General features: G+C 67.9%; 16 protein-coding genes and 2 tRNA genes. 3 read left to right on the top strand and 15 right to left on the bottom strand.

Annotation, left to right across the window (positions count from 1 at the left end; genetic code table 11):
• Window positions 1-27 precede the first annotated feature (27 nt).
• Window positions 28-957 carry a DMT family transporter gene (locus AC1DFU_RS12355; RefSeq protein WP_092300662.1) on the top strand — a complete coding sequence of 310 codons (930 nt, stop codon included), beginning with the start codon at window positions 28-30 and terminating at the stop codon, window positions 955-957.
• A gap of 24 nt (window positions 958-981) precedes the next feature.
• Here the strand turns inward: AC1DFU_RS12355 and AC1DFU_RS12350 are convergent, their stop codons facing one another.
• The gene (locus tag AC1DFU_RS12350) at window positions 982-1,452 is read right to left on the bottom strand and encodes an Lrp/AsnC family transcriptional regulator (protein ID WP_092300665.1); all 471 of its coding nucleotides are present in this window, start codon (window positions 1,450-1,452) and stop codon (window positions 982-984) included.
• 160 nt (window positions 1,453-1,612) lie between these two features.
• Between AC1DFU_RS12350 and AC1DFU_RS12345 the strand changes: the two genes are divergently transcribed.
• Both AC1DFU_RS12345 and AC1DFU_RS12340 read left to right on the top strand, forming a co-directional pair.
• Entirely contained in the window at window positions 1,613-1,924 is a 312-nt protein-coding gene (locus tag AC1DFU_RS12345; protein WP_441592968.1) for an AsnC family transcriptional regulator, read from the top strand.
• A 146-nt stretch (window positions 1,925-2,070) separates the two neighbouring features.
• Window positions 2,071-4,170 carry a TonB-dependent receptor family protein gene (locus AC1DFU_RS12340; RefSeq protein ID WP_441592966.1) on the top strand — a complete coding sequence of 700 codons (2,100 nt, stop codon included), beginning with the start codon at window positions 2,071-2,073 and terminating at the stop codon, window positions 4,168-4,170.
• 25 nt (window positions 4,171-4,195) lie between these two features.
• On the opposite strand, the gene AC1DFU_RS12335 is transcribed toward AC1DFU_RS12340, so the two are convergent.
• The 14 genes from AC1DFU_RS12335 to AC1DFU_RS12270 form a co-directional block, all read right to left on the bottom strand.
• The gene (locus tag AC1DFU_RS12335; protein ID WP_092300675.1) at window positions 4,196-5,611 is read right to left on the bottom strand and encodes a DUF1254 domain-containing protein; all 1,416 of its coding nucleotides are present in this window, start codon (window positions 5,609-5,611) and stop codon (window positions 4,196-4,198) included.
• Window positions 5,612-5,822: 211 nt separating this feature from the next.
• Entirely contained in the window at window positions 5,823-6,164 is a 342-nt protein-coding gene (locus AC1DFU_RS12330; protein WP_092300678.1) for a hypothetical protein, read from the bottom strand.
• Window positions 6,165-6,389: 225 nt separating this feature from the next.
• Window positions 6,390-6,466 (bottom strand) — tRNA-Arg (locus AC1DFU_RS12325).
• 67 nt (window positions 6,467-6,533) lie between these two features.
• Window positions 6,534-7,316, bottom strand: coding sequence for a hypothetical protein (locus AC1DFU_RS12320; protein ID WP_441592964.1), 783 nt, complete (start codon window positions 7,314-7,316; stop codon window positions 6,534-6,536).
• Window positions 7,317-7,638: 322 nt separating this feature from the next.
• Window positions 7,639-7,725 (bottom strand) — tRNA-Leu (locus AC1DFU_RS12315).
• A gap of 86 nt (window positions 7,726-7,811) precedes the next feature.
• Complete coding sequence (locus tag AC1DFU_RS12310) at window positions 7,812-9,086, bottom strand: amidohydrolase family protein (protein WP_441592963.1); 1,275 nt, start codon at window positions 9,084-9,086, stop codon at window positions 7,812-7,814.
• A 43-nt stretch (window positions 9,087-9,129) separates the two neighbouring features.
• A complete protein-coding gene (locus AC1DFU_RS12305) occupies window positions 9,130-10,083 on the bottom strand; it encodes an ABC transporter permease (RefSeq protein WP_092300762.1) in 954 nt (317 codons plus the stop codon).
• The gene (locus tag AC1DFU_RS12300; protein WP_092300687.1) at window positions 10,080-11,171 is read right to left on the bottom strand and encodes an ABC transporter permease; all 1,092 of its coding nucleotides are present in this window, start codon (window positions 11,169-11,171) and stop codon (window positions 10,080-10,082) included. The genes AC1DFU_RS12305 and AC1DFU_RS12300 overlap by 4 nt, the downstream gene beginning before the upstream one ends.
• Entirely contained in the window at window positions 11,161-12,717 is a 1,557-nt protein-coding gene (locus AC1DFU_RS12295; RefSeq protein ID WP_441592961.1) for an ABC transporter ATP-binding protein, read from the bottom strand. The genes AC1DFU_RS12300 and AC1DFU_RS12295 overlap by 11 nt, the downstream gene beginning before the upstream one ends.
• Window positions 12,718-12,777: 60 nt before the next feature.
• Window positions 12,778-13,794, bottom strand: a complete 1,017-nt coding sequence (locus AC1DFU_RS12290; RefSeq protein WP_092300693.1) for a BMP family protein — start codon at window positions 13,792-13,794, stop codon at window positions 12,778-12,780.
• A gap of 78 nt (window positions 13,795-13,872) precedes the next feature.
• Complete coding sequence (locus AC1DFU_RS12285) at window positions 13,873-14,544, bottom strand: TetR/AcrR family transcriptional regulator (protein ID WP_092300696.1); 672 nt, start codon at window positions 14,542-14,544, stop codon at window positions 13,873-13,875.
• On the bottom strand, window positions 14,544-15,236 hold the full coding sequence (gene upp / locus AC1DFU_RS12280; protein WP_092300699.1) for a uracil phosphoribosyltransferase: 693 nt from the start codon (window positions 15,234-15,236) through the stop codon (window positions 14,544-14,546). The genes AC1DFU_RS12285 and upp overlap by 1 nt, the downstream gene beginning before the upstream one ends.
• A gap of 102 nt (window positions 15,237-15,338) precedes the next feature.
• A complete protein-coding gene (locus tag AC1DFU_RS12275; protein WP_092300702.1) occupies window positions 15,339-16,643 on the bottom strand; it encodes a URC4/urg3 family protein in 1,305 nt (434 codons plus the stop codon).
• On the bottom strand, window positions 16,640-17,878 hold the full coding sequence (locus AC1DFU_RS12270) for a GTP cyclohydrolase II (RefSeq protein ID WP_092300705.1): 1,239 nt from the start codon (window positions 17,876-17,878) through the stop codon (window positions 16,640-16,642). The genes AC1DFU_RS12275 and AC1DFU_RS12270 overlap by 4 nt, the downstream gene beginning before the upstream one ends.
• Between the last annotated feature and the right edge of the window lie 255 nt (window positions 17,879-18,133).

Below are 18,133 nucleotides of genomic sequence, written 5' to 3'. Positions count from 1 at the left end.
CCGCACCCGTTCCGGAAACCTTTCCCGATGTCTGCCCAAGCTCCCGCCGGCGCCGCTCCGGCCGCTGGACTCAAGAAATTCCTGCCCCTGATCGGGGCCGTCGCCATCTGGGGCGGCAACTGGCCCGTGATGAAACTCGGCTTGGCCCACGTCAGCCCGCTGTGGTTCGCGGCGCTGCGCTTCGGCTCGGCGGCGCTGATCAGCGTGGTGGTGCTCGGCGCGCTGCGCCGGCTGCGCCTGCCCACGCGCCAGGAATGGCCGCTGGTGATCAGCGTGGGGTTGTTGCAGATGGGTGCCTTCACGGCGCTGGCGCTCTGGGCCTTGCAGTACGTGGCGCCGGGGCGGGCCTCGGTGGTGGCCTACGCCACGGCGATCTGGGTGATTCCGCTGTCCGCGCTGGTGCTGGGCGAGCGGCCGTCGCGGCTGCAATGGCTGGCCACGGCGTTCAGCTACGCGGGCATCGCCGTGATCGTGGCGCCCGCGCTGGGCGACTGGGAGTTGCATACCGTGATGGGGCTGACCATGTTGCTCGGCGCCTCGCTCGCGTGGTCGGTCAGCATCATCCATCTGCGCGCGCACCGCGCGGTGCGGCTCGGCGCGGACATGATTCCGTGGGAATGCGCGGTGGCCACGGTGCCGCTGCTGTTGCTGGCCCTGTTCCGCGATGGCGCGCCAGATCTCGGCGCGATGGCGGACATCTGGCCGATCATCCTCTACACCGGCCCGCTCGCCACGGCGCTGACCTTTATCGTCGTGCTCAATGTCACGCAGGCGCTGCCGCCGGCAGCCACCTCCATCGCCATGCTCGGCGTGCCGCTGCTCGGCCTGCTGCTCTCGGCGGTGGCCTGGCACGAGCGCATTTCCGCGGATCTTTCGATTGGCCTCGCGCTGATCGGCCTCGGCGTCATTACCACCGCGCTGGCGCCCCGCCTGGGCAGGCTGGCTGCGCCGCGCTGATTTCTCGGAAAACGCGGCAAACGGCTAGGGCTGCACTGAAGGCTCGCGCTTCAGGGTGCGCAGCACGAAGGTCGAGTGGCTGTGCCGCAGGCCGGGCAGCTTGTAGAGCTTGTGGCGCAGGAATTCCTCGTAGCCCTCGGTGCCGGCCACGGCCACCTTGATCAGATAGTCGTACTCGCCCGTCAGCAGATGGGCTTCGAGCACTTCCGGCAGTTCGGCCAGCGCCTCGCCAAAGCGGCGGAACATGTCGTCGTCGTGGCGATCCAGCGTGACTTCGATTAGCACCGTGTCCGGCAGGCCCAGCGCCTTCTGGTTCAGCAGCGCCGCGTAACTCTCGATCACCCCTGCTTCCTCCAGCGCCCGCACCCGGTTCCAGCACGGCGTGGCGGACAGGCCAACCAGCTCGGCCAGCTTCGCATTGGAGATGCGCCCGTCGCGGCGCAGTTCGCGCAGGATGCGGCGGTCGATGTCATCGAGCTTGGGAAGGTTCGACATGGCGGATTCGCTTCAAGAAGAATAATCATCCGATGATTGTATGACAATCAGCGATTTCTTCTTCATCCGTACTCATATCGAAGAAAAATCAGAAGCTCATTTTCCGCCGGCGCTGGTAAATTTACCGGACACCTTTCGCATCACATCCGGACCGCCTGCCATGCCGCTTCCCACCCTCGACCTCGCCCTCGAACTCGATCCCGCCGATGTCTTCGGCAGCCTGGAATGGGTGCTCGCCAATGCCCGCCGCACGGGCCTGACGCTGCAGGCGCTGCGCTTCGACGCCAATGCTGCGCAGGGCGTGCGGTTCTCCGCCAGCGCGCCGGTGCCGGAACTGCTGCACGTGTTCGTGCGCCGCATCGGCCATGGCGTCGATGTGCGGATCGTGGACGCGGAATTTGGCGATGACGTCGATGGGCTCGACGGCCTGATGTCCGTCACGCTGCCCGAGCCGGCGGCGCTGCCCGCCTGACCTGGGTCAGGCGGCGGCATGAATCAGAACTAGGTTAGAAATCGGTCGAAAAACCGGCCTCATGCGCGCGTAGCTGTGTCTTTGTGTCACATGGTGCGCGCGCAGGCCAGGCCGTATCCTCTCGGGAAAAATTCCAAGAGGAAGTCATGAATCGAGCCAATCCGTGGCGCCGCGCGGCAGTCTTGCCCGTGGCCGCCTTGTCCACGGCTGCGCTGGGCCAGGCGGCCAGCGCGCCCGACCCCGCACCCGAACACGTGCTGCCCACCGTCACCGCGACGGCCCCGGCGGCGGGATCGCTGACCGCGCCCAGCGTCAGCCAGCAGCGCCGGTCGCTGTTCGAATCGGCGGGCTCGGTGGGGTTTGTCGACGCGGCGTCGTACACCAACACCTACGCCAGCGATCTGCGGGATGTGCTCAAGGATGCACCCGGCGTCTACGTCCAGGAACGCTACGGCCAGGAACTGCGGCTGTCGATACGCGGCTCGGGCGTGGCGCGCGGCTTCCACACGCGCGGCATCGACATCCTCCAGGACGGCGTGCCGACCAACTTCGCCGATGGCAGCGGTGACTTCTACCAGATCGATCCGATCGGCCTGTCGGCGGCGGAGATCTACAAGGGCGGCAACGGCCTCGCCTACGGCAGCACCACGCTGGGCGGCGCGATCAACTTCACCACGCCGACCGCCCTGAACGCCGAGGCGCCGAACATGGCGCGCGTGGACGGCGGCAGCTTCGGCACGATCCGCGCGAGCGGGCAGGTGTCGCGCCAGATCGGCGCGTGGGACTTCCTGGCCAACCTGACCGTGAACCATTCGGAGGGCTACCGGAACCACGAGCGCGGCCAGTACGAGCAGCTCAACGCCAACCTCGGCTACCGCTTCAGCCCGTCCGTGGAAACGCGCTTCTACTTCGGCGCGTACATCGTCGATCAATTGCTGCCCGGCACCCTGAGCCTGAACGACGCGCTGAACAACCCGCGCATGGCCTCGGCCAGCGCGCTGGCGGGCGACCAGGCCCGCAACACGCGCACCGAGCGGCTGGCCAACGTGACGACCGTGAAGCTCGACAACGGCCAGCTCGATTTCAGCACCTGGGTCATCCACAAGAGTCTGTACCACCCGATCTTCCAGGTCATCGACCAGGATTACTGGACCTACGGCTTTGCGCCGCGCTACACGGGCAATTTCACGCTGGGTGGCATGCGCAACCAACTGATCGCGGGCGCGCGCTTCTTCGGCGGCAACAACGATGCGCGCCAGTACGTGAACGTGAACGGCAGCCGGGGGGCGCAGACGCTGAACGCGGCGCAGGATGCGTATAACTACGAGGCGTATCTGGAAGACCGGCTCTACGTGGTGCCCACCGTGGCGCTGATGGCCGGCGCCAAGGCGTACCGCAACCGGCGCGAGTACCAGGACTACGGCGGCCTGCCCGCCAGCCCCACGGCCAAGTCGGACGGCGCCACCTACAGCGGGGTGAACCCGAAGTTCGGCGTGCTCTGGGAACCGCGCAAGGACGTGCAGGCCTTCGTCGACATCACGCGCAGCGCCGATGTCCCGGATTTTTCCGATCTGAACCAGACCATCGGCGCGACCAACCAGTTCGTGCCGCTGGCCGCGCAGCGCGGCTGGACGCTGGAGGCCGGCACGCGCGGCCAGGTGGACCGCTTCGGCTGGGATCTGACGGTGTACCGCTCCCTCGTGCGCGACCAGTTGCTGCAATACACGGTCAGCCCCGATGTACCGGCTTCCACCTTCAACGCCAATCGCACCATCCTGCAAGGCGTGGAGCTGGGCGCCAGCGCCGACGTACTGCGCAACGTGGCCGGCCCCGGCGACAAGATCACCGTGTCGCAACTGTGGAATTTCAGCGATTTCAGATTCGACAACGACCCGGTGTACGGCAACAACCGCATCGCCGGCATCCCGAAGCACGTGCTGCGCACGACGCTCGCGTATAGCCAGGTGGCGGGATTGCGGGTGGCGGGAACGATCGACTGGGTGCCGACCGGCGCCTATGTGGATTACGCCAACACGATGAAGGTGCCGGCCTACGTGCTGTTCGGCATCCAGGCCAGCTACGAATTCCAGCGCGGCGTCACGCTGTTCCTCGATGCCCGCAACCTGGCCGACAAGCGCTATATCAGCGACTTCGGCACCGTGGCCGACGCACGCACCGCCAACACCGCGGTGTTCTACCCGGGCGTGGGGCGCGCGTTCTACGCGGGCGTGAAGTTCAAGTTCTGATGGGGGTGGGCCGCCGGTTCGCGCGTCAGTTCACGCGCTGCACGGCCGGCGGCGCCCACTTGCCTTCCAGCATGGCCTGGTCCGGCCAGTAGGCGCGCAGCACGAGGTTGAAGCCATCGGGCGGCGCCGGCAGCCAGTTGGTCGCGCGCGCGCCGTCGGGGCGCTCGTACTGGATATAGATGTCGAGCGAGCCGTCGCGGTTGTAGCGCAGGCGGTCGCGGCTGCCGAGCGCGTAGCGCTGGATCGCGTTGTTCACGAACGTCTGCTTGTTGTTATAGAGCGTGAGCGACCAGAACGCCTTCACCGGCGGCAACTGCCCTTTCTCGAAATGCAGCACGTAGCGGCTGCCGCCATCGAACGGCCGGCCCGTGGCATCGGCGCGCGTGGCGGGATAGACCGCGTCCTCGGGCAGGTTCGCGCCCAGGCCCACCATGGCGATGGCCGCGCGCTTGGTGTAGTCGGTGCCGTAGCTGCCGAGGTCACGCGTCACGCGCCAGCCGGTGCTGCCGGCCGCGCCCTTGCGCGCTTCGGCGGCAATCCCGGCCAGCGCCGCGGTGGCGCCTTCCTGCACGGCGCGCGCCGTGGACGGCTCCAGCACGGTGGTCTTGAACGGCTCGCCGGCCTCGATCCCCATCCGACGCATTTTCCCGACCATCGCCGCATCCTCGGGCGCCGGCGGGTTGGCCTCCAGCAAGTCGGCCATGCGTGTGAAGAACGCCTGCGCGTCCATGGCCGCTACCTGCTCGACGGGCGGCGTCTGGGTGTCGATCAACGTGGCACGCGGCGGCGCGGCCGGCGGCGCCACGCGAGCGCCCTTCTGCCAGGCGGAAAGCGGAATCAGGCGATACTGGTCCTGGAGCCGGTGCACGTTCGGGAAGTCCTGCTTCCCGTTGGTCTGCGTGCGGCCAATCAGCCAGACCATGGCGGTGGGCGAGCGAATCTCCTTCACGCCCTTGGGCAGCGTGCCCTGCCAGTCCGGCCCGACGATGGCGAACGCGCCGCGCTTGGTGCCCGAGGTGCGCTTGCCCGGCGACGCGAAGACATTGGTCCACGCATCCATCAGCGGCATCAGGTAGTAGCGGCCCGCGGTATCGGGCACGGACAGAATCACGGGCTCCTTCGACAGGTCCAGCCAGGCCGTCGAATACAGCGTATCGGCGTTGGGGCTGACCACGTCGGTGAACATGGCATCCGGGAAGTTGCGCTTGTGGACGAAGGTGTTCGCCGGCGTGCGGGCCGTCATCACCTCGCGTGTCACGTCCATCAGCACGAGTGGATAGCCGTACGTGAACACCTCCGCGGACAGGGCCTTCATGGCCTGATCGGAGGGCGGCTGCTCCACGGCCGTGGCGGTGGTCGCACGTTCGTTGGTGGACGAACATGCGGTGAGCAGGACGGCCAGCGCGACCACGCTGGCCAGATTGCGAATGGAAGGATTCATGACCCCGTTTCCCTTTGGACTGGCGGCCTTCCGGATAGACGGGCAAACGGACGGGTAAAGCGTCGCTTGTCGCCCCGGAGGCGCATCTCTTCCGGACGAATGATGTGCCCGCCGATCCGCCCGTGTCAATGTCCCGGCAACCCAATTAAGGGGGGAAACGAACACGCTTCGGGCGAATACCGGCAAGGGCTGCCAGGTCGGGAACCCAGCGCTACAGGTAGGTGGCGATCACGACATAGCCGGCGGGGGTGCCGACAGGGATGCCGGGGCCATCCGCCGGCCGGACATTGAGGTGATAACGGCCCACGGACTCGCCCTCCCCGGCTGCCGGCAACGCCAGGGTCCGCACGACGGCACCACCTGGCACCGGGCAGCGCGACTGGAGCGTCGGCCGCTCCCCGGATTGCGGCTGGATGTCGCAGGTCGGCGCGGTGACGGCCCCCTCGAACCGGATCGTCCCGCCCTCGGCGCACGCCACCCCCACCTGCCCCATCAGCAGCCCCGCCGCCACCGTCATCGCCGCCATCGGGAATGCCCACGTCTGCGCCTTCATGCTTCTCTCCTTGATGTCTGAGACTGCCTGAGAAATTTCCTAAGCGACCAGTGTAGCGACGCGACAGATCAGCGAGAAGTGAAGGATTTCGGGATGGTGTGAACGGACGGGGGATGGCGGCTTCGCGAGGCGGAAGCCGAATAGCGGGAGGACCTGCAGGAGGATGTCCGAGGACAAAAGAAAAACGGGATTGGCAAACGCCAATCCCGTGTTCCTTGCAAATAGTGGCGCGGCTGGCAGGATTCGAACCCACGACCCCTTGGTTCGTAGCCAAGTACTCTATCCAACTGAGCTACAGCCGCACGCGAGGCCGCAATTGTATCGCAATTCGCCTTTCGTGCAAGCGTTTGATGAAAAAAATCGGCATGGTTACCAGCGGTACCGTGCGCCGAGCGTTGCGCCTGGGTTACGACCGGCGCGCCCCTTCATCCAGACCTTCAGGCCGGTGATGGAATTGCGCTGGGCGCCGACGTTGAACGACAGCAGTCCGCGCAGCAGGTCGGTGTCGATGCGGGTGCCGTTGATGTTGATGGTCTTGGCGCGGTTGTCCTGCCACCAGTCGGCTTCCACATAGGGATAGACGCCGGAGATGCGCGTCGGGCGGGAGCCGTAGAGGCGGACGGCCAGGCCGGTGGCGCTGGACTCGCCGGGCGGGGCGTCCCAGTTATTGCCGACGGGCGACATGCCCGGGCGATAGGCCATCTCCACGCGCGACTGCAGCGTCAGTCCTTCCGCGTTGCGCGACAGTGGCGTGTTCATTGCCAACGCCATGCTGCGCACGCTGCTGTCGACAAAGCCGGTGGCGGAGGTCACGTCGTCGAGGTGCAACCGGGCGGGTCGGGGCGCGCCGCGATAGGTCTCAACCTGGCGATCGATGGCGCCGGGGCCCGGCGCGTCGTCGACGGGCCGCGATTGCGCGGACAGCGAAGCGTAGTGCGGACGGGGCAGCCCCGGACCGTCATCGCCGTCCACCATGCGTGGCGGCGCGAGGGCATCGGGCTGGGCGGGGGACTTGGGATGCCCGCTGGCGAGTTCGGGCGGCGCGGCGCCTTCGCCGGTGGGCCCGGGCGCAGGGGCGGACGCGGCGGCGGGCGCGTTCCAACTGTCCGCCTCCTCCGCATGGACCACAACTGCGCCGGCCATCAACGCCATGAGCAACCACCATCGGAGCGACGGATGATGTGCCCAGTCTGTCGCGGCACAAGGTTTCCATCCGGGATGGCACCCGGACCGCTCCTCTCTCTCACGCAACGCCAGCTTTCTCATGGCAACCACCTTGCCGGGCGTTTCTGACCATGCCCGATCAGACTTGAGCATAGGTCAAACATCCGGCGATGGTGAATGCCTGTGTGAACTGCCGCGCAAGCCAAAACCCGCAGAGATCGTACAAGCGCCGAAAACGAAAAAGGCCCCGAGGGGCCTTTTCTTCCGTACAAATAGAAATGGCCCCGCTTTCGCGGGGCCATTTAAATATTGGTGCCCAGAAGAGGACTCGAACCTCCACAGTGTTGCCACCGCTAGGACCTGAACCTAGTGCGTCTACCAATTCCGCCATCTGGGCTTCGTCTCGCTGCATGTCTGCGGCGATGCGAAGAAAGAGATTATGCTGCGATGGTCAGCCTCTGTCAACAGGCTATCGAAAAAATCTTAGCGCAACTGGAAGTCCACCTGTGATGGCCGGCCGTCCAGCGTCAGCGTGGCGGTGGCGGCCGGGGCCCGGGCCACCACCTTGCCGGCGCGCAGCACGGCCAGCCGCGTGGCGCGCAGGCGGAGGGCCTCCACCGGATTGCGCGCCTGCAACAGCACCAGGTCCGCCCGGCAGCCCGGGGCCAGGCCGTAGCCGTCCAGGCCGAGGATTTTGGCTGGCGTCTCGGTCACGGCGGCAAAGCAGGCGCGCATGGCGTCCTGCCCGGTCATCTGGGCCACGTGCAGGCCCATGTGGGCGACTTCCAGCATGTCTCCGGTGCCGAGCCCGTACCACGGATCCATCACGCAGTCGTGCCCGAAGGCCACCGGCACCCCCGCCGCCAGCAGCTCCGGCACGCGCGTCATGCCGCGCCGCTTCGGGTAGGTGTCGTGCCGGCCCTGGAGCGTGATGTTGATCAGCGGATTGGCGATGGCCGCCACGCCGGCCTCGTGCATCAGCGGCAGCAGCTTGGACACGTAATAGTTGTCCATCGAATGCATCGACGTCAGGTGCGAGCCCGTGACGCGCCCCTGCAGCCCAAGCCGCACGGACTCGCTGGCCAGCGTCTCGATATGGCGCGACATCGGGTCGTCGCTCTCGTCGCAATGCATATCCACGCGCAGGCCGCGCGCGGCGGCTTCCTCGCACAGCAGCTTTACGGACGCCGCCCCGTCCGCCATGGTCCGCTCGAAGTGCGGAATGCCGCCGACCACGTCCACGCCCATGTCTAGCGCGCGGCGCAGGTTGTCCAGCGCGCCGGGCGCCCGCAGCACGCCGTCCTGCGGAAAGGCCACCAGTTGCAGGTCGAGGTAGGGCTTTACGCGCTCGCGCACGTGCAGCAGCGCCTCCGTAGCCAGCAGGCGCGGATCGCAGACATCCACGTGCGAGCGGATGGCCAGCAGCCCCTTGGCCACGGCCCAGTCGCAATAGGCCAGCGCGCGCTCCACGATGGCCTCCTGCGTCAGCAGCGGCTTCAGTTCGCCCCACAGGGCGATGCCCTCGAGCAGCGTGCCGGACTGGTTCACGCGCGGCAGCCCATAGGACAAAGTCGAATCCATGTGGAAGTGGGCGTCGACGAACGGCGGCGTGACGAGCTGGCCGGCGGCGTCGATCTCCTCGCCCGCCGTGGCGGCCAGGCGCGGCTCCACGGCGGCGATCTTGCCGTTGGCGATGCCGATGTCGATGTCGGTACGGCCATCGGGCAGACTGCAGCGGCGCAGGATCAGGTCGAACATGTGGAATCTCTCTCTTATATATATAGGGGGCGATGGGACCGGATCAGCGCTCGCCCTTGCGGTACGGCTTCATCAGCGCCTGCGGATAGGCCGCGCGGCGCGCCACCAGCACCAGCGCCAGGATCGACAGCACATAGGGCAGCATCAGGTACACCTGGTACGGCAGCGGCGGCAGCCCCGGCAGGCTCGCCCCGCCCTGTTGCAGACGCAGTTGCAGGGCGTCGAACGCGGCGAACAGCACCGCGCCGAGCAGCGCCCGGCCCGGCCGCCACGAGGCAAAGACCACCAGCGCCACGCAGATCCAGCCGCGCCCGTTGATCATATTGAAGAAGAACGCGTTGAAGGCGGAGAGCGTCAGGAAGGCGCCGCCCACGGCCATCAGCGCCGAGCCGGCCATGATCGCACCGATCCGCACGGCCGCCACGCGGATACCCTGTCCCTCCGCCGCCGCCGGATTCTCGCCGACCATGCGCAGGGCCAGCCCCAGCGGCGTGCGATAGAGCAGCCAGCCGATCAGCGGCGCCATGCACAGCGCCAGCAGCGTCAGGGCTGTCTCGGCGGCCATCACGGGACCGATGACGGGTACCTGCGCCCACCAGGTCATCGGCGCGAACGGGGTGATCGTCGGCGGCGACGACACCTGCGCGAAGTTCAGCCGGTAGGCGTAGTAAGACACGCTGGTGGCCAGCATCGTCACGCCCAGCCCCGCCACGTGCTGGGACAGCGCCATCGACACGGTCAGCCAGCCGTGCAGCAGCCCGAAGGCCAGCCCCACGCCCGCCGCCACCGCCACGCCGCCCCAGAGCGGCGCGCCGAGGTAGACCGCCAGCCAGCCGGAGAAGGCGCCGGCCACCATGATCCCTTCGATGCCGAGGTTGAGCACCCCGGCGCGCTCGCACAGCAGCACGCCCAGCGTGCCGAAGATCAGCGGCGTGGCCACGCGCAGCACGGCGACCCAGAACGGCGCCGCGCTCACGATATCGAGCAGTTCCATCAGGCGGCCCTCCCGATGCGGTCGAGCCGCACGCGGTAGCGCGTCAGCATCGTGGCTACCAGCATGGTCAGCAGCGCCACGGCGACGATCACGTCGGCGATGGCATTCGGCACGCCCACGGCGCGGCTCATGCCGTCCGCGCCCACCAGCACGCCCGCCACGAACACCGACGCGGCGATCACGCCGATCGGATGCAGCCCAGCCAGCATGGCGATGACCACCCCGGCGTAGCCGTAGCCGGGCGAGATGTCGAGGGTCAGGTAGCCGGTGCGCCCCGCCACCTCCACCACGCCGGCCAGCCCTGCCAGCGCGCCGGACAGCATCGCCGCCAGCAGGGTCACGCGCGTCACTGGCATGCCCGCGAAAGCCGCCGCGCGCGCGTTGGCGCCCACCGCACGCATCTGCAGGCCGAACACCGTGAAGCGATTAACCGCCCACAGGATCACGGCCAGCGCCACGGCGATCAGCAGCCCGCTATGCACGCGCGAGCGCTCCAGCAGCCGCGACAGTTCGAGTTCCGGCACCAGCGCGACGGACTGCGGCCAGCCCATCGCCAGCGGGTCCTTCATCGGTCCATCCAGCATCATCGACACGCCCAGCAGGACGATAAAGTTCAGCAGCAGCGTGGTGACCACCTCGTCCACCCCCAGCCGCAGCTTCAGCAGTGCCGGCACCAGCAGCAGCAACCCGCCGGCCAGCATGCCGGCCGCCACCATCAGGCCGAACAGCAGCCCGTTCGGGAGCGAAGCCGCCCAAGGCACGGCAGCCCCATCCACCTGCCCGCCCACGGCCACCGCCGCCAGCGCGCCCAGGTACAACTGCCCTTCCGCGCCGATATTGAACAGCCGCGTGCGGAACGCCACCGCCACGGCCAGCCCGGTCAGCATCAGCGGCGTGGCGCGGGTCAGCGTTTCCGACCACGCGAAGCGCGAGCCGAAGCCGCCTTCGAGCAACAGCCAATACGCCTTGCCGACCGGCGCGCCGGCCCAGGCGACCAATACGGCACAAATACCAAGTGTGGCGACGATGGCCCCGAACGGCGCGGCCACCAGCGCGGTGCGCGAGACCGTGGTGCGTGCTTCAAGCCGCATGGGCCACCTCCCCGTGCGTTGCGGCGTGGTCCGCGCCGGCCATGGCCAGACCCAGCGTGCCGAGCGTCCAGCCGGACGCCGCGCGGGCCGGCGTCAGCCGTCCGCCATGGATCACGGCGATGCGGTCGGCCAGCGACAGCAGTTCGTCGAGATCCTCGGAAATCAGCAGCACGGCGGCCCCGGCCGCCGCCGCTTCCAGCAACTGGCGATGGACGTAGGCCACCGCGCCGATGTCCAGCCCCCAGGTGGGCTGGCTGGCGATGACCAGCCGAGGCGTCTGCGCGCCGCGTACCGACAGCGCGCGCCCCAAAATCAGCTTCTGCATATTGCCGCCGGAGAGCGTGCGCGTGGGGGCGTCGATGCCGCCGCCGCGCACATCGAATTTCTTGGCCAGCGCCGCCGCAAAGCGCCGCGCCGGTCCGCTGCGGATCACCCCGCCGCGCACGAACGCCGGGTTGCCCAATTGCTCGGCAATCGCGTTCTCCCACACGGCCAGGTCGCCCACGGCGCCTTCGGCATGGCGATCCTCGGGCACGCGCGCCACGCCGGCGGCAATCCAGCGCCGAGGCACGGCCGGCAGGTCGATGCCTTCCACGGTCACCGTGCCGGACGATGGCGCGAGCATGCCGCTCATCAGCTCGGCCAGCGTCACCTGCCCGTTGCCGGACACGCCGGCGATGCCGACGATCTCGCCCGCATGGAGCGCCAGCGTGACATCGTGCAGTGCCACGCGGCCCTCGGCCGCCGCCACATTGGCGCGGCGCAGGGTGGCGACCAGTTCCCCAGCCGTCTCGACGGCCACGCGCCGCGGCATCTCCACACGCCGTCCCACCATCAGTTCGGCCAGCTCCTGCTTGCTGGTCTCGCCGACCGCGCGCATCGCCACCAGCTTGCCGCCGCGCAGCACCGCCACGCGATGTGATACACGCAGCACTTCGTCGAGTTTATGGCTGATGAAAATGACCGACAGCCCTTCGGCGATCAATTGCGCCAGCGTGGTGAACAGGCTGTCCACCTCCTGGGGCGTCAGCACGGCTGTGGGTTCATCGAGAATCAGCACCCGGGCGCCGCGATACAGCGCCTTGACGATTTCCACGCGCTGGCGCTCGCCCACGGACAGCGCGCCGACCCGCGCGTTGGGCTGGACGGCAAGGCCGAAGCGCTGGGCGATGGCCTGAACGCGCCCGAGCGCGGCGGCGCGCTGCTGGCGCCAGCGCCAGAGCGGCTCGGTGCCGATCAGGATGTTGTCGAGCACGGTGAGGTTGTCGGCCAGCGTGAAGTGCTGGTGGACCATGCCCACGCCAGCCGCCAACGCTGCGCGCGGGTTGCCGGGCGGCAGCGTCGCGCCATCGACCTCGACGCTGCCGGCATCGGCAACGTAGTGGCCGAACAGGATATTGACCAGCGTGCTCTTGCCGGCGCCGTTCTCGCCGAGCAGGGCGAGCACCTCGCCACGCTGGAGATCGAGCGAAATGTCGTCGTTGGCGGTCAGCGGGCCGAAACGCTTGGTGATATGGGAAAGACGGAGGACGGGAGGCGATGCCATTTCAATGTTCGTGGGTGTTCTCCCCTCTCCCGCACGCGGGAGAGGGGAGTAAAACCAACCTTACGGCGTGGACTTCGGCTCCGTTTCCACCACCTTGACCGTGAACTTGCCATCGAGGATGGCGCGCTCCTTGGCCTTGACCTTGGTCATCACGTCAGCCGGCACCTTGCCCTCGAAGGTGCCCAGCGGCGCCAGCTCGGCGCCCTTGACCTTCATCAGGGAATACTGGCCGTAGTCCTCGTTCTTGAACTGGCCGGCCTTGACCTTGGCCAGCGCGGCGCCAATCGTCGGCTCCATGTTCCACAGCGCCGAGGCCACCACCGTGGCCGGGTATTGCGGCTGGGTGTTGATCACGTTGCCGATGGCCAGCTTGCCGCGCTCCTTGGCCGCGTCGGAAACGCCGAAGCGCTCGGCGTAGAGCACGTCCGCGCCCTTGTCGATCATGGCGAAGGCCGCTTCCTTGGCCTTGGGCGGATCAAACCAGGAGCCGATGAAGCTCACCGTGAACTTCACCTTCGGGTTCACCTCGCGCGCGCCTTCCATGAAGGCGTGCATCAGCCGGTTCACCTCGGGAATCGCATAGCCGCCGACCATGCCGATGTGGTTGGTCTTGGTCATGCCGCCCGCGATCATGCCGGTCAGATAGGACGGCTCCTGAATGTAGTTGTCGAACACCGAGAAATTCGGCGCCTGCGGCTTGCCCGAGGAGCCCATCAGGAAGCCGACCTTCGGGTAGTCCTTGGCGACCTTGCGCGCGGCGGCCTCCACGGCGAACGATTCGCCCACGATCAGCCCCGAGCCCTGCTCCGCGTACTGGCGCAGCACGCGCTCGTAGTCGGCATTCGACACGCTTTCCGAGAACACATAGTCGATCTCGCCGCGCGCCTTGGCCTCGTTCAGCGCCTTGTGGATACGCGAGACCCACTGCTGCTCCACCGGCACCGTGTACACCGCGGCCACCTTCACCTTTGTCTGGGCATGGGCCAGCGGCGTGGCGCCGAGGGCCACGATACCCGCCAGCGCGGCCCCCGCCGCCGCCACTTTCAGCCAGGTGCGGCGATAGCTTTCAATAGGCATGACTTCACTCCCCTTTCGCGTCGTTGCGCGTGATCGAGTACTGCGTTGGAATTCTTTTTTTCTGGTCCAGCATTGGCCTCAGGCCATGCCATGCGCGCGGGCGGACGCTGGCTCGAGCCCGCAGCCGCGCAACAGCAAGGCCACCAGATGCTCGGTGGCTTGCTGGAAGTCCTGGGCGTCCAGCCGCTTCACGCCCAGCACGGCACAGATCTGGGTTTCGAAGTCGGCATAGGTCTGCGTGGCGGCCCAGATCGTGAAGAACAGATGCTGCGGGTCCACCGCCGCCATCTGCCCGCCGGCGATCCAGGCGCGGATCACCCCCGACTTGCGCGCCACCAACTCACGAAGTGCCTCACGCAGCACCCCGCCGATCTCGGGCGCGCCATGGAGCAGCTCGTTGGCAAACACGCGCGAGGCGTCCGGGTGGCTGGCGGAGAGCCGCATCTTGGCGCGGATGTAATGCTCCAGCGCCACCTCCGGCGGATAGTCGACGCTGATGATGTCGGTCTCGGACAGCCACAGTTGCAGCGTATGGGCCAGCACCGCGCGGTACAGCGCCTGCTTGGTGCGGAAGTAGTAGTGCAGGTTCGACTTCGGCACGCCGGCGCGCAGGGCGATGTCGGCCATCGTCGCCCCGGCGAAACCCGCGCGGGCGAACACGTATTCCGCCGCGCGCAGGATCAGCGCCTCGTTCTCCTGTCGAATGCGGCCCGCCGCTTCGCGGGCGGCGGGCGCGACCAGCGCGTCCATTACTTCGTGCCGTAGAGCCGGTCGCCGGCGTCGCCGAGCCCCGGCACGATGTAGCCGTGCTCGTTGAGCTGCTCGTCGATGGCCGCCGTGACGATCGCCACGTCCGGGTGCGCCGCGCGCAGCGCCTGGAGCCCCGGGCGGGAGGCAATCAGGCAGACATACTTCATGGTCGTCACGCCGGCCTCCTTGAGCCGGTTCAGTGCCGCGATGGCGGAGTTGCCCGTGGCCAGCATCGGGTCCACCACGATCACCATGCGCTCGTGGATGTCTTCCGGCATCTTGAAGTAGTACTCGATGGGCTCCAGCGTCTCGGGGTCGCGGTAGAGCCCGATATGGCCAACGCGCGCGGCGGGCAGCAGGTCCAGCATGCCGTCCAGGAAGCCGTTGCCGGCGCGCAGGATCGACACCAGACAGAGCTTCTTGCCCGACAGCACCGGCGACACCATCGGCGCGATCGGCGTCTTGATGGCGATGGTCTCCATCGCCAGGTCGCGCGTGGCCTCGTAGGTCAACAGTTGGCTGATCTCTCGCACCAGACGGCGGAAGTTATCGGTAGTCGTTTCCTCGCTGCGCGCGAGCGTGACCTTGTGCTGCACCAGCGGGTGATTGACCACCATCACCATGGCTGACGGCGACGTCTCTGTATCGGCAATGGCTTGCGCGGCCGTAGGCACGGCGGACAGGTCATTCATGGTGCGCTCCTTGGGTCGACTCGCTGGTTTCATCAGGCACGACGGGCCACTGGCCCGCCGCGCCCGGCTGCCTGCAAAAACGTGGGTGGTAAAAGGCTCTCGTCAGAACACCGTGCCGTCGCTCTGGATCGCGAACGGGGGCGTGCCGCCCGGCCTGCGCTGCGCGGCAATGCGCCGGCCCGCGGCCCAGGTGCCGCCCTCCAGCACCCGCGCCAGCGGAAAATCCTCCTGGGTGACGCCCAGCGCCTGCCGCACCCCTTCGGCCACGAGGTCGAGCCCGGTCACGGTCAGCGCGCGCCATTCCACGATCACCGGCTCATCCACCGTGTGCGTGCCCGCCGCGAAATCGGGGTTGCGCGGCACCATCAGCTCGAAATCGAACAGCAGGCCGCCGTTGCGGTACTCGGGCAGGCCGGTCAGGGCGTCCAGCCCGGTGACGATGAGGCCGGCGTCCTCGAGCGGCTCCAGCAGCGAATAGGTCAGCCACTGGGTGAGCTTGTGAAACGGCACCAGCCCGTCGGGCGCGGCTTCATGGTGCCAGCAGTCGCCCAGCGAGATGCCATCGAGCTGCACGCGGCCCGGCCAGACCGGCCCGAGCGCCACCAGCAGCGTGCGCAGCACGAAGCTGGCCTCGATGCGGCCATCGACGGCATGTTTGGCGAAGTAGTCGTACAGATTGCCGAGCCGGGCCGGCGTGCCGAAGACGGCCGGGGTGGCTTGCACCACCTCCCCCAGCCGGCGCAGCAGGCCGGCGCGGCCTTCCAGCCCCACCAGCGGGTTGTGCGCGGCCACCTGGAAAGCGGTGGCGATGGTCGAGGCGTCCATGCGCGCCAGCCGCTCGCCATCGGCACGCAAGGGGTCGCCATGCTCGGCGGAGAAGCCGCCGCGCGCGAAGAGATCGAAGCTGGCCACGCCGAGGCCCTCGGAGCGGGTCAGCATCAGGTCGCTGGCCGGATCGCGGTAGCGCCAGTCAGCGCCGGCACCGGCATCGAGCAGTACGCTCGGGATGACCAGGTCGATGCCGATGCGCGCGCGTTCCTCGCAATGATCGGCGCCGGACATGCCCGCCCGCTCGCACAGGATCTGCCAGCGGTCGAGCTTTTCCTCGCCCGGACCGCCGCTCTCGAAATGGCGCCAGCGGCTGTGATACGGCACCTTGAGGTCGCGGTAGCGGCGCCGGATGGTGGCCGCCACGTAGTCCGCCACGGCGTGCACCCGGTCTGGATGCCAAGTAAAGAGCGCAGAGTCGCCCGCCGCCACGTATTCCGTCACAATGGCGCACCGGCTGCGCACAGCCTCCGCGCTCAACAGCGCCGAGGCGGGATGGTCCGGCGGCACCGGGGTGTGCCAGCCGCTGCCATCGCCATCGATCCGTGCGTCCTGCCCTCCTTCGGAATGCTGGTTCATTCGTTCAACCCCCTGCCCTTTGCCAGGGCGAGTTCGTCGGCGTCCGGCGGCGTGTACCGCGTGAAGTACCCCGCCGCCACCTTTGCATCGATTTCCACGCGCGCGTCGGCCGGGATCAGCGCCTCGGGAATGGCCACCTGCTCCACCACCTCGATGCCCTGCGCGGTCAGCGCGCCATGTTTCATATTGCTCATGGACGCCCAGCGGTCGATCCGCCGGATGCCCAGCCAGTGGAAGACGTCGGGCATCAGTTCCTGGAACCGCATGTCCTGCACGCCCGCCACGCATTCGGTCCGCGCGAAGTAGGTTTCGGCGCGGTCGCCGCCCACCTGGCGCTTGCGCGCGTTGTAGACCAGGAACTTGGTCACCTCGCCCAACGCGCGGCCCTCCTTTCGGTTATAGACCACCAGGCCTACGCCGCCCTGCTGCGCCATCTCGATACAGACCTCGATGCCGTGCGCCAGATAGGGCCGGCACGTGCAGATGTCGGAGCCGAACACATCCGAGCCATTGCATTCGTCGTGCACGCGGCAGGCCACGCGGGTCTCCGGCTGGCCCAGCTTGGCCACATCGCCGAAGAAATAGAGCGTCATGCCACCGATGGGGGGGAGGAAGACCTTGAGGTCGGGCCGCGTGACGAGTTCCGGGAACATGCCGCCGGTCTGCTCGAACAGGCTGCGCCGCAGGATGCTTTCCTTGATATTGAAGCGCCGCGCCAGGCCCGGCAGGTACCAGACCGGGTCCACGGCGGCCTTGGTCACGCGCACATCGCCATTGGGATAGAGGATCTCGCCATCGGGCACCAGCCGGCCAGCGGCGATGGCCGCCGTCAGCTCCGGCATATTGATATGGGCGCGCGTGACGGCGATGGTCGGGCGGATGTCCACGCCGGCGGCGATGCGGTCTGCGAAGACGGTGGAGACGAGGTGGCCCCAGGGGTCGAGCGAGACGATCTTGTCCGGATCGCCCCACTGGGCATGGGGCCCGATGGACTCGGCCGGCGCCGTGTCGGTCAGGTCCGGCCGATGCGCGCGCTGCAGGCTGCCCGAGGCCACCGCCAGCGCGCGATAGATCGCATAGGCCCCGGCGTGGGTGCCGATCACGTTGCGGCGCGTGAGGTCCGTGAGGCTGGCGATGACCGGTCCCCGCTCGGCCGCCGTGGGGGCGCCCCAGTGGATCGGCTCGGCCGGCTTGTCGCGGCGCGCGTGCGAGGTCAGGACGATGTGATCGGACATGACAGCCTCTTCCCCGGATGCCCCGGTATCTGGAATCCTGACCAAATGGTCAGGTTTGTATCTCCATACTAGGCAACGTTCGTGCCATCGCCCAAGTGGGGTTGTTACGGTAGGTGTTGCGCCGAACGCACCGTGGCAGTGCGTTGCCCGCGCCAAGGCGAGGCGGTGGGCACCATCAGGGCGATGGGGTCAATTTAGGACTTCGGCTATGTCGAGGTCGACAGGCATTTTCCATACTGGCTGCATCGCGCCCCA

This window comes from Cupriavidus sp. 10L45 (genome assembly GCF_056395225.1).
This window is presented reverse-complemented; position numbering and strand designations above follow the sequence as displayed.

What these genes read in the sequence shown, in the direction of transcription:
- AC1DFU_RS12295 (WP_441592961.1), bottom strand. Translation starts at nt 12,717, where the DNA reads ATGGCATCGCCTCCCGTCCTCCGTCTTTCCCATATCACCAAGCGTTTC.
- AC1DFU_RS12350 (WP_092300665.1), bottom strand. Translation starts at nt 1,452, where the DNA reads ATGTCGAACCTTCCCAAGCTCGATGACATCGACCGCCGCATCCTGCGC.
- AC1DFU_RS12330 (WP_092300678.1), bottom strand. Translation starts at nt 6,164, where the DNA reads ATGAAGGCGCAGACGTGGGCATTCCCGATGGCGGCGATGACGGTGGCG.
- AC1DFU_RS12270 (WP_092300705.1), bottom strand. Translation starts at nt 17,878, where the DNA reads ATGTCCGATCACATCGTCCTGACCTCGCACGCGCGCCGCGACAAGCCG.
- AC1DFU_RS12275 (WP_092300702.1), bottom strand. Translation starts at nt 16,643, where the DNA reads ATGAACCAGCATTCCGAAGGAGGGCAGGACGCACGGATCGATGGCGAT.
- AC1DFU_RS12355 (WP_092300662.1), top strand. Translation starts at nt 28, where the DNA reads ATGTCTGCCCAAGCTCCCGCCGGCGCCGCTCCGGCCGCTGGACTCAAG.
- AC1DFU_RS12340 (WP_441592966.1), top strand. Translation starts at nt 2,071, where the DNA reads ATGAATCGAGCCAATCCGTGGCGCCGCGCGGCAGTCTTGCCCGTGGCC.
- AC1DFU_RS12320 (WP_441592964.1), bottom strand. Translation starts at nt 7,316, where the DNA reads ATGGCGTTGATGGCCGGCGCAGTTGTGGTCCATGCGGAGGAGGCGGAC.
- AC1DFU_RS12345 (WP_441592968.1), top strand. Translation starts at nt 1,613, where the DNA reads ATGCCGCTTCCCACCCTCGACCTCGCCCTCGAACTCGATCCCGCCGAT.
- upp (WP_092300699.1), bottom strand. Translation starts at nt 15,236, where the DNA reads ATGAATGACCTGTCCGCCGTGCCTACGGCCGCGCAAGCCATTGCCGAT.
- AC1DFU_RS12290 (WP_092300693.1), bottom strand. Translation starts at nt 13,794, where the DNA reads ATGCCTATTGAAAGCTATCGCCGCACCTGGCTGAAAGTGGCGGCGGCG.
- AC1DFU_RS12300 (WP_092300687.1), bottom strand. Translation starts at nt 11,171, where the DNA reads ATGCGGCTTGAAGCACGCACCACGGTCTCGCGCACCGCGCTGGTGGCC.
- AC1DFU_RS12285 (WP_092300696.1), bottom strand. Translation starts at nt 14,544, where the DNA reads ATGGACGCGCTGGTCGCGCCCGCCGCCCGCGAAGCGGCGGGCCGCATT.
- AC1DFU_RS12335 (WP_092300675.1), bottom strand. Translation starts at nt 5,611, where the DNA reads ATGAATCCTTCCATTCGCAATCTGGCCAGCGTGGTCGCGCTGGCCGTC.
- AC1DFU_RS12310 (WP_441592963.1), bottom strand. Translation starts at nt 9,086, where the DNA reads ATGTTCGACCTGATCCTGCGCCGCTGCAGTCTGCCCGATGGCCGTACC.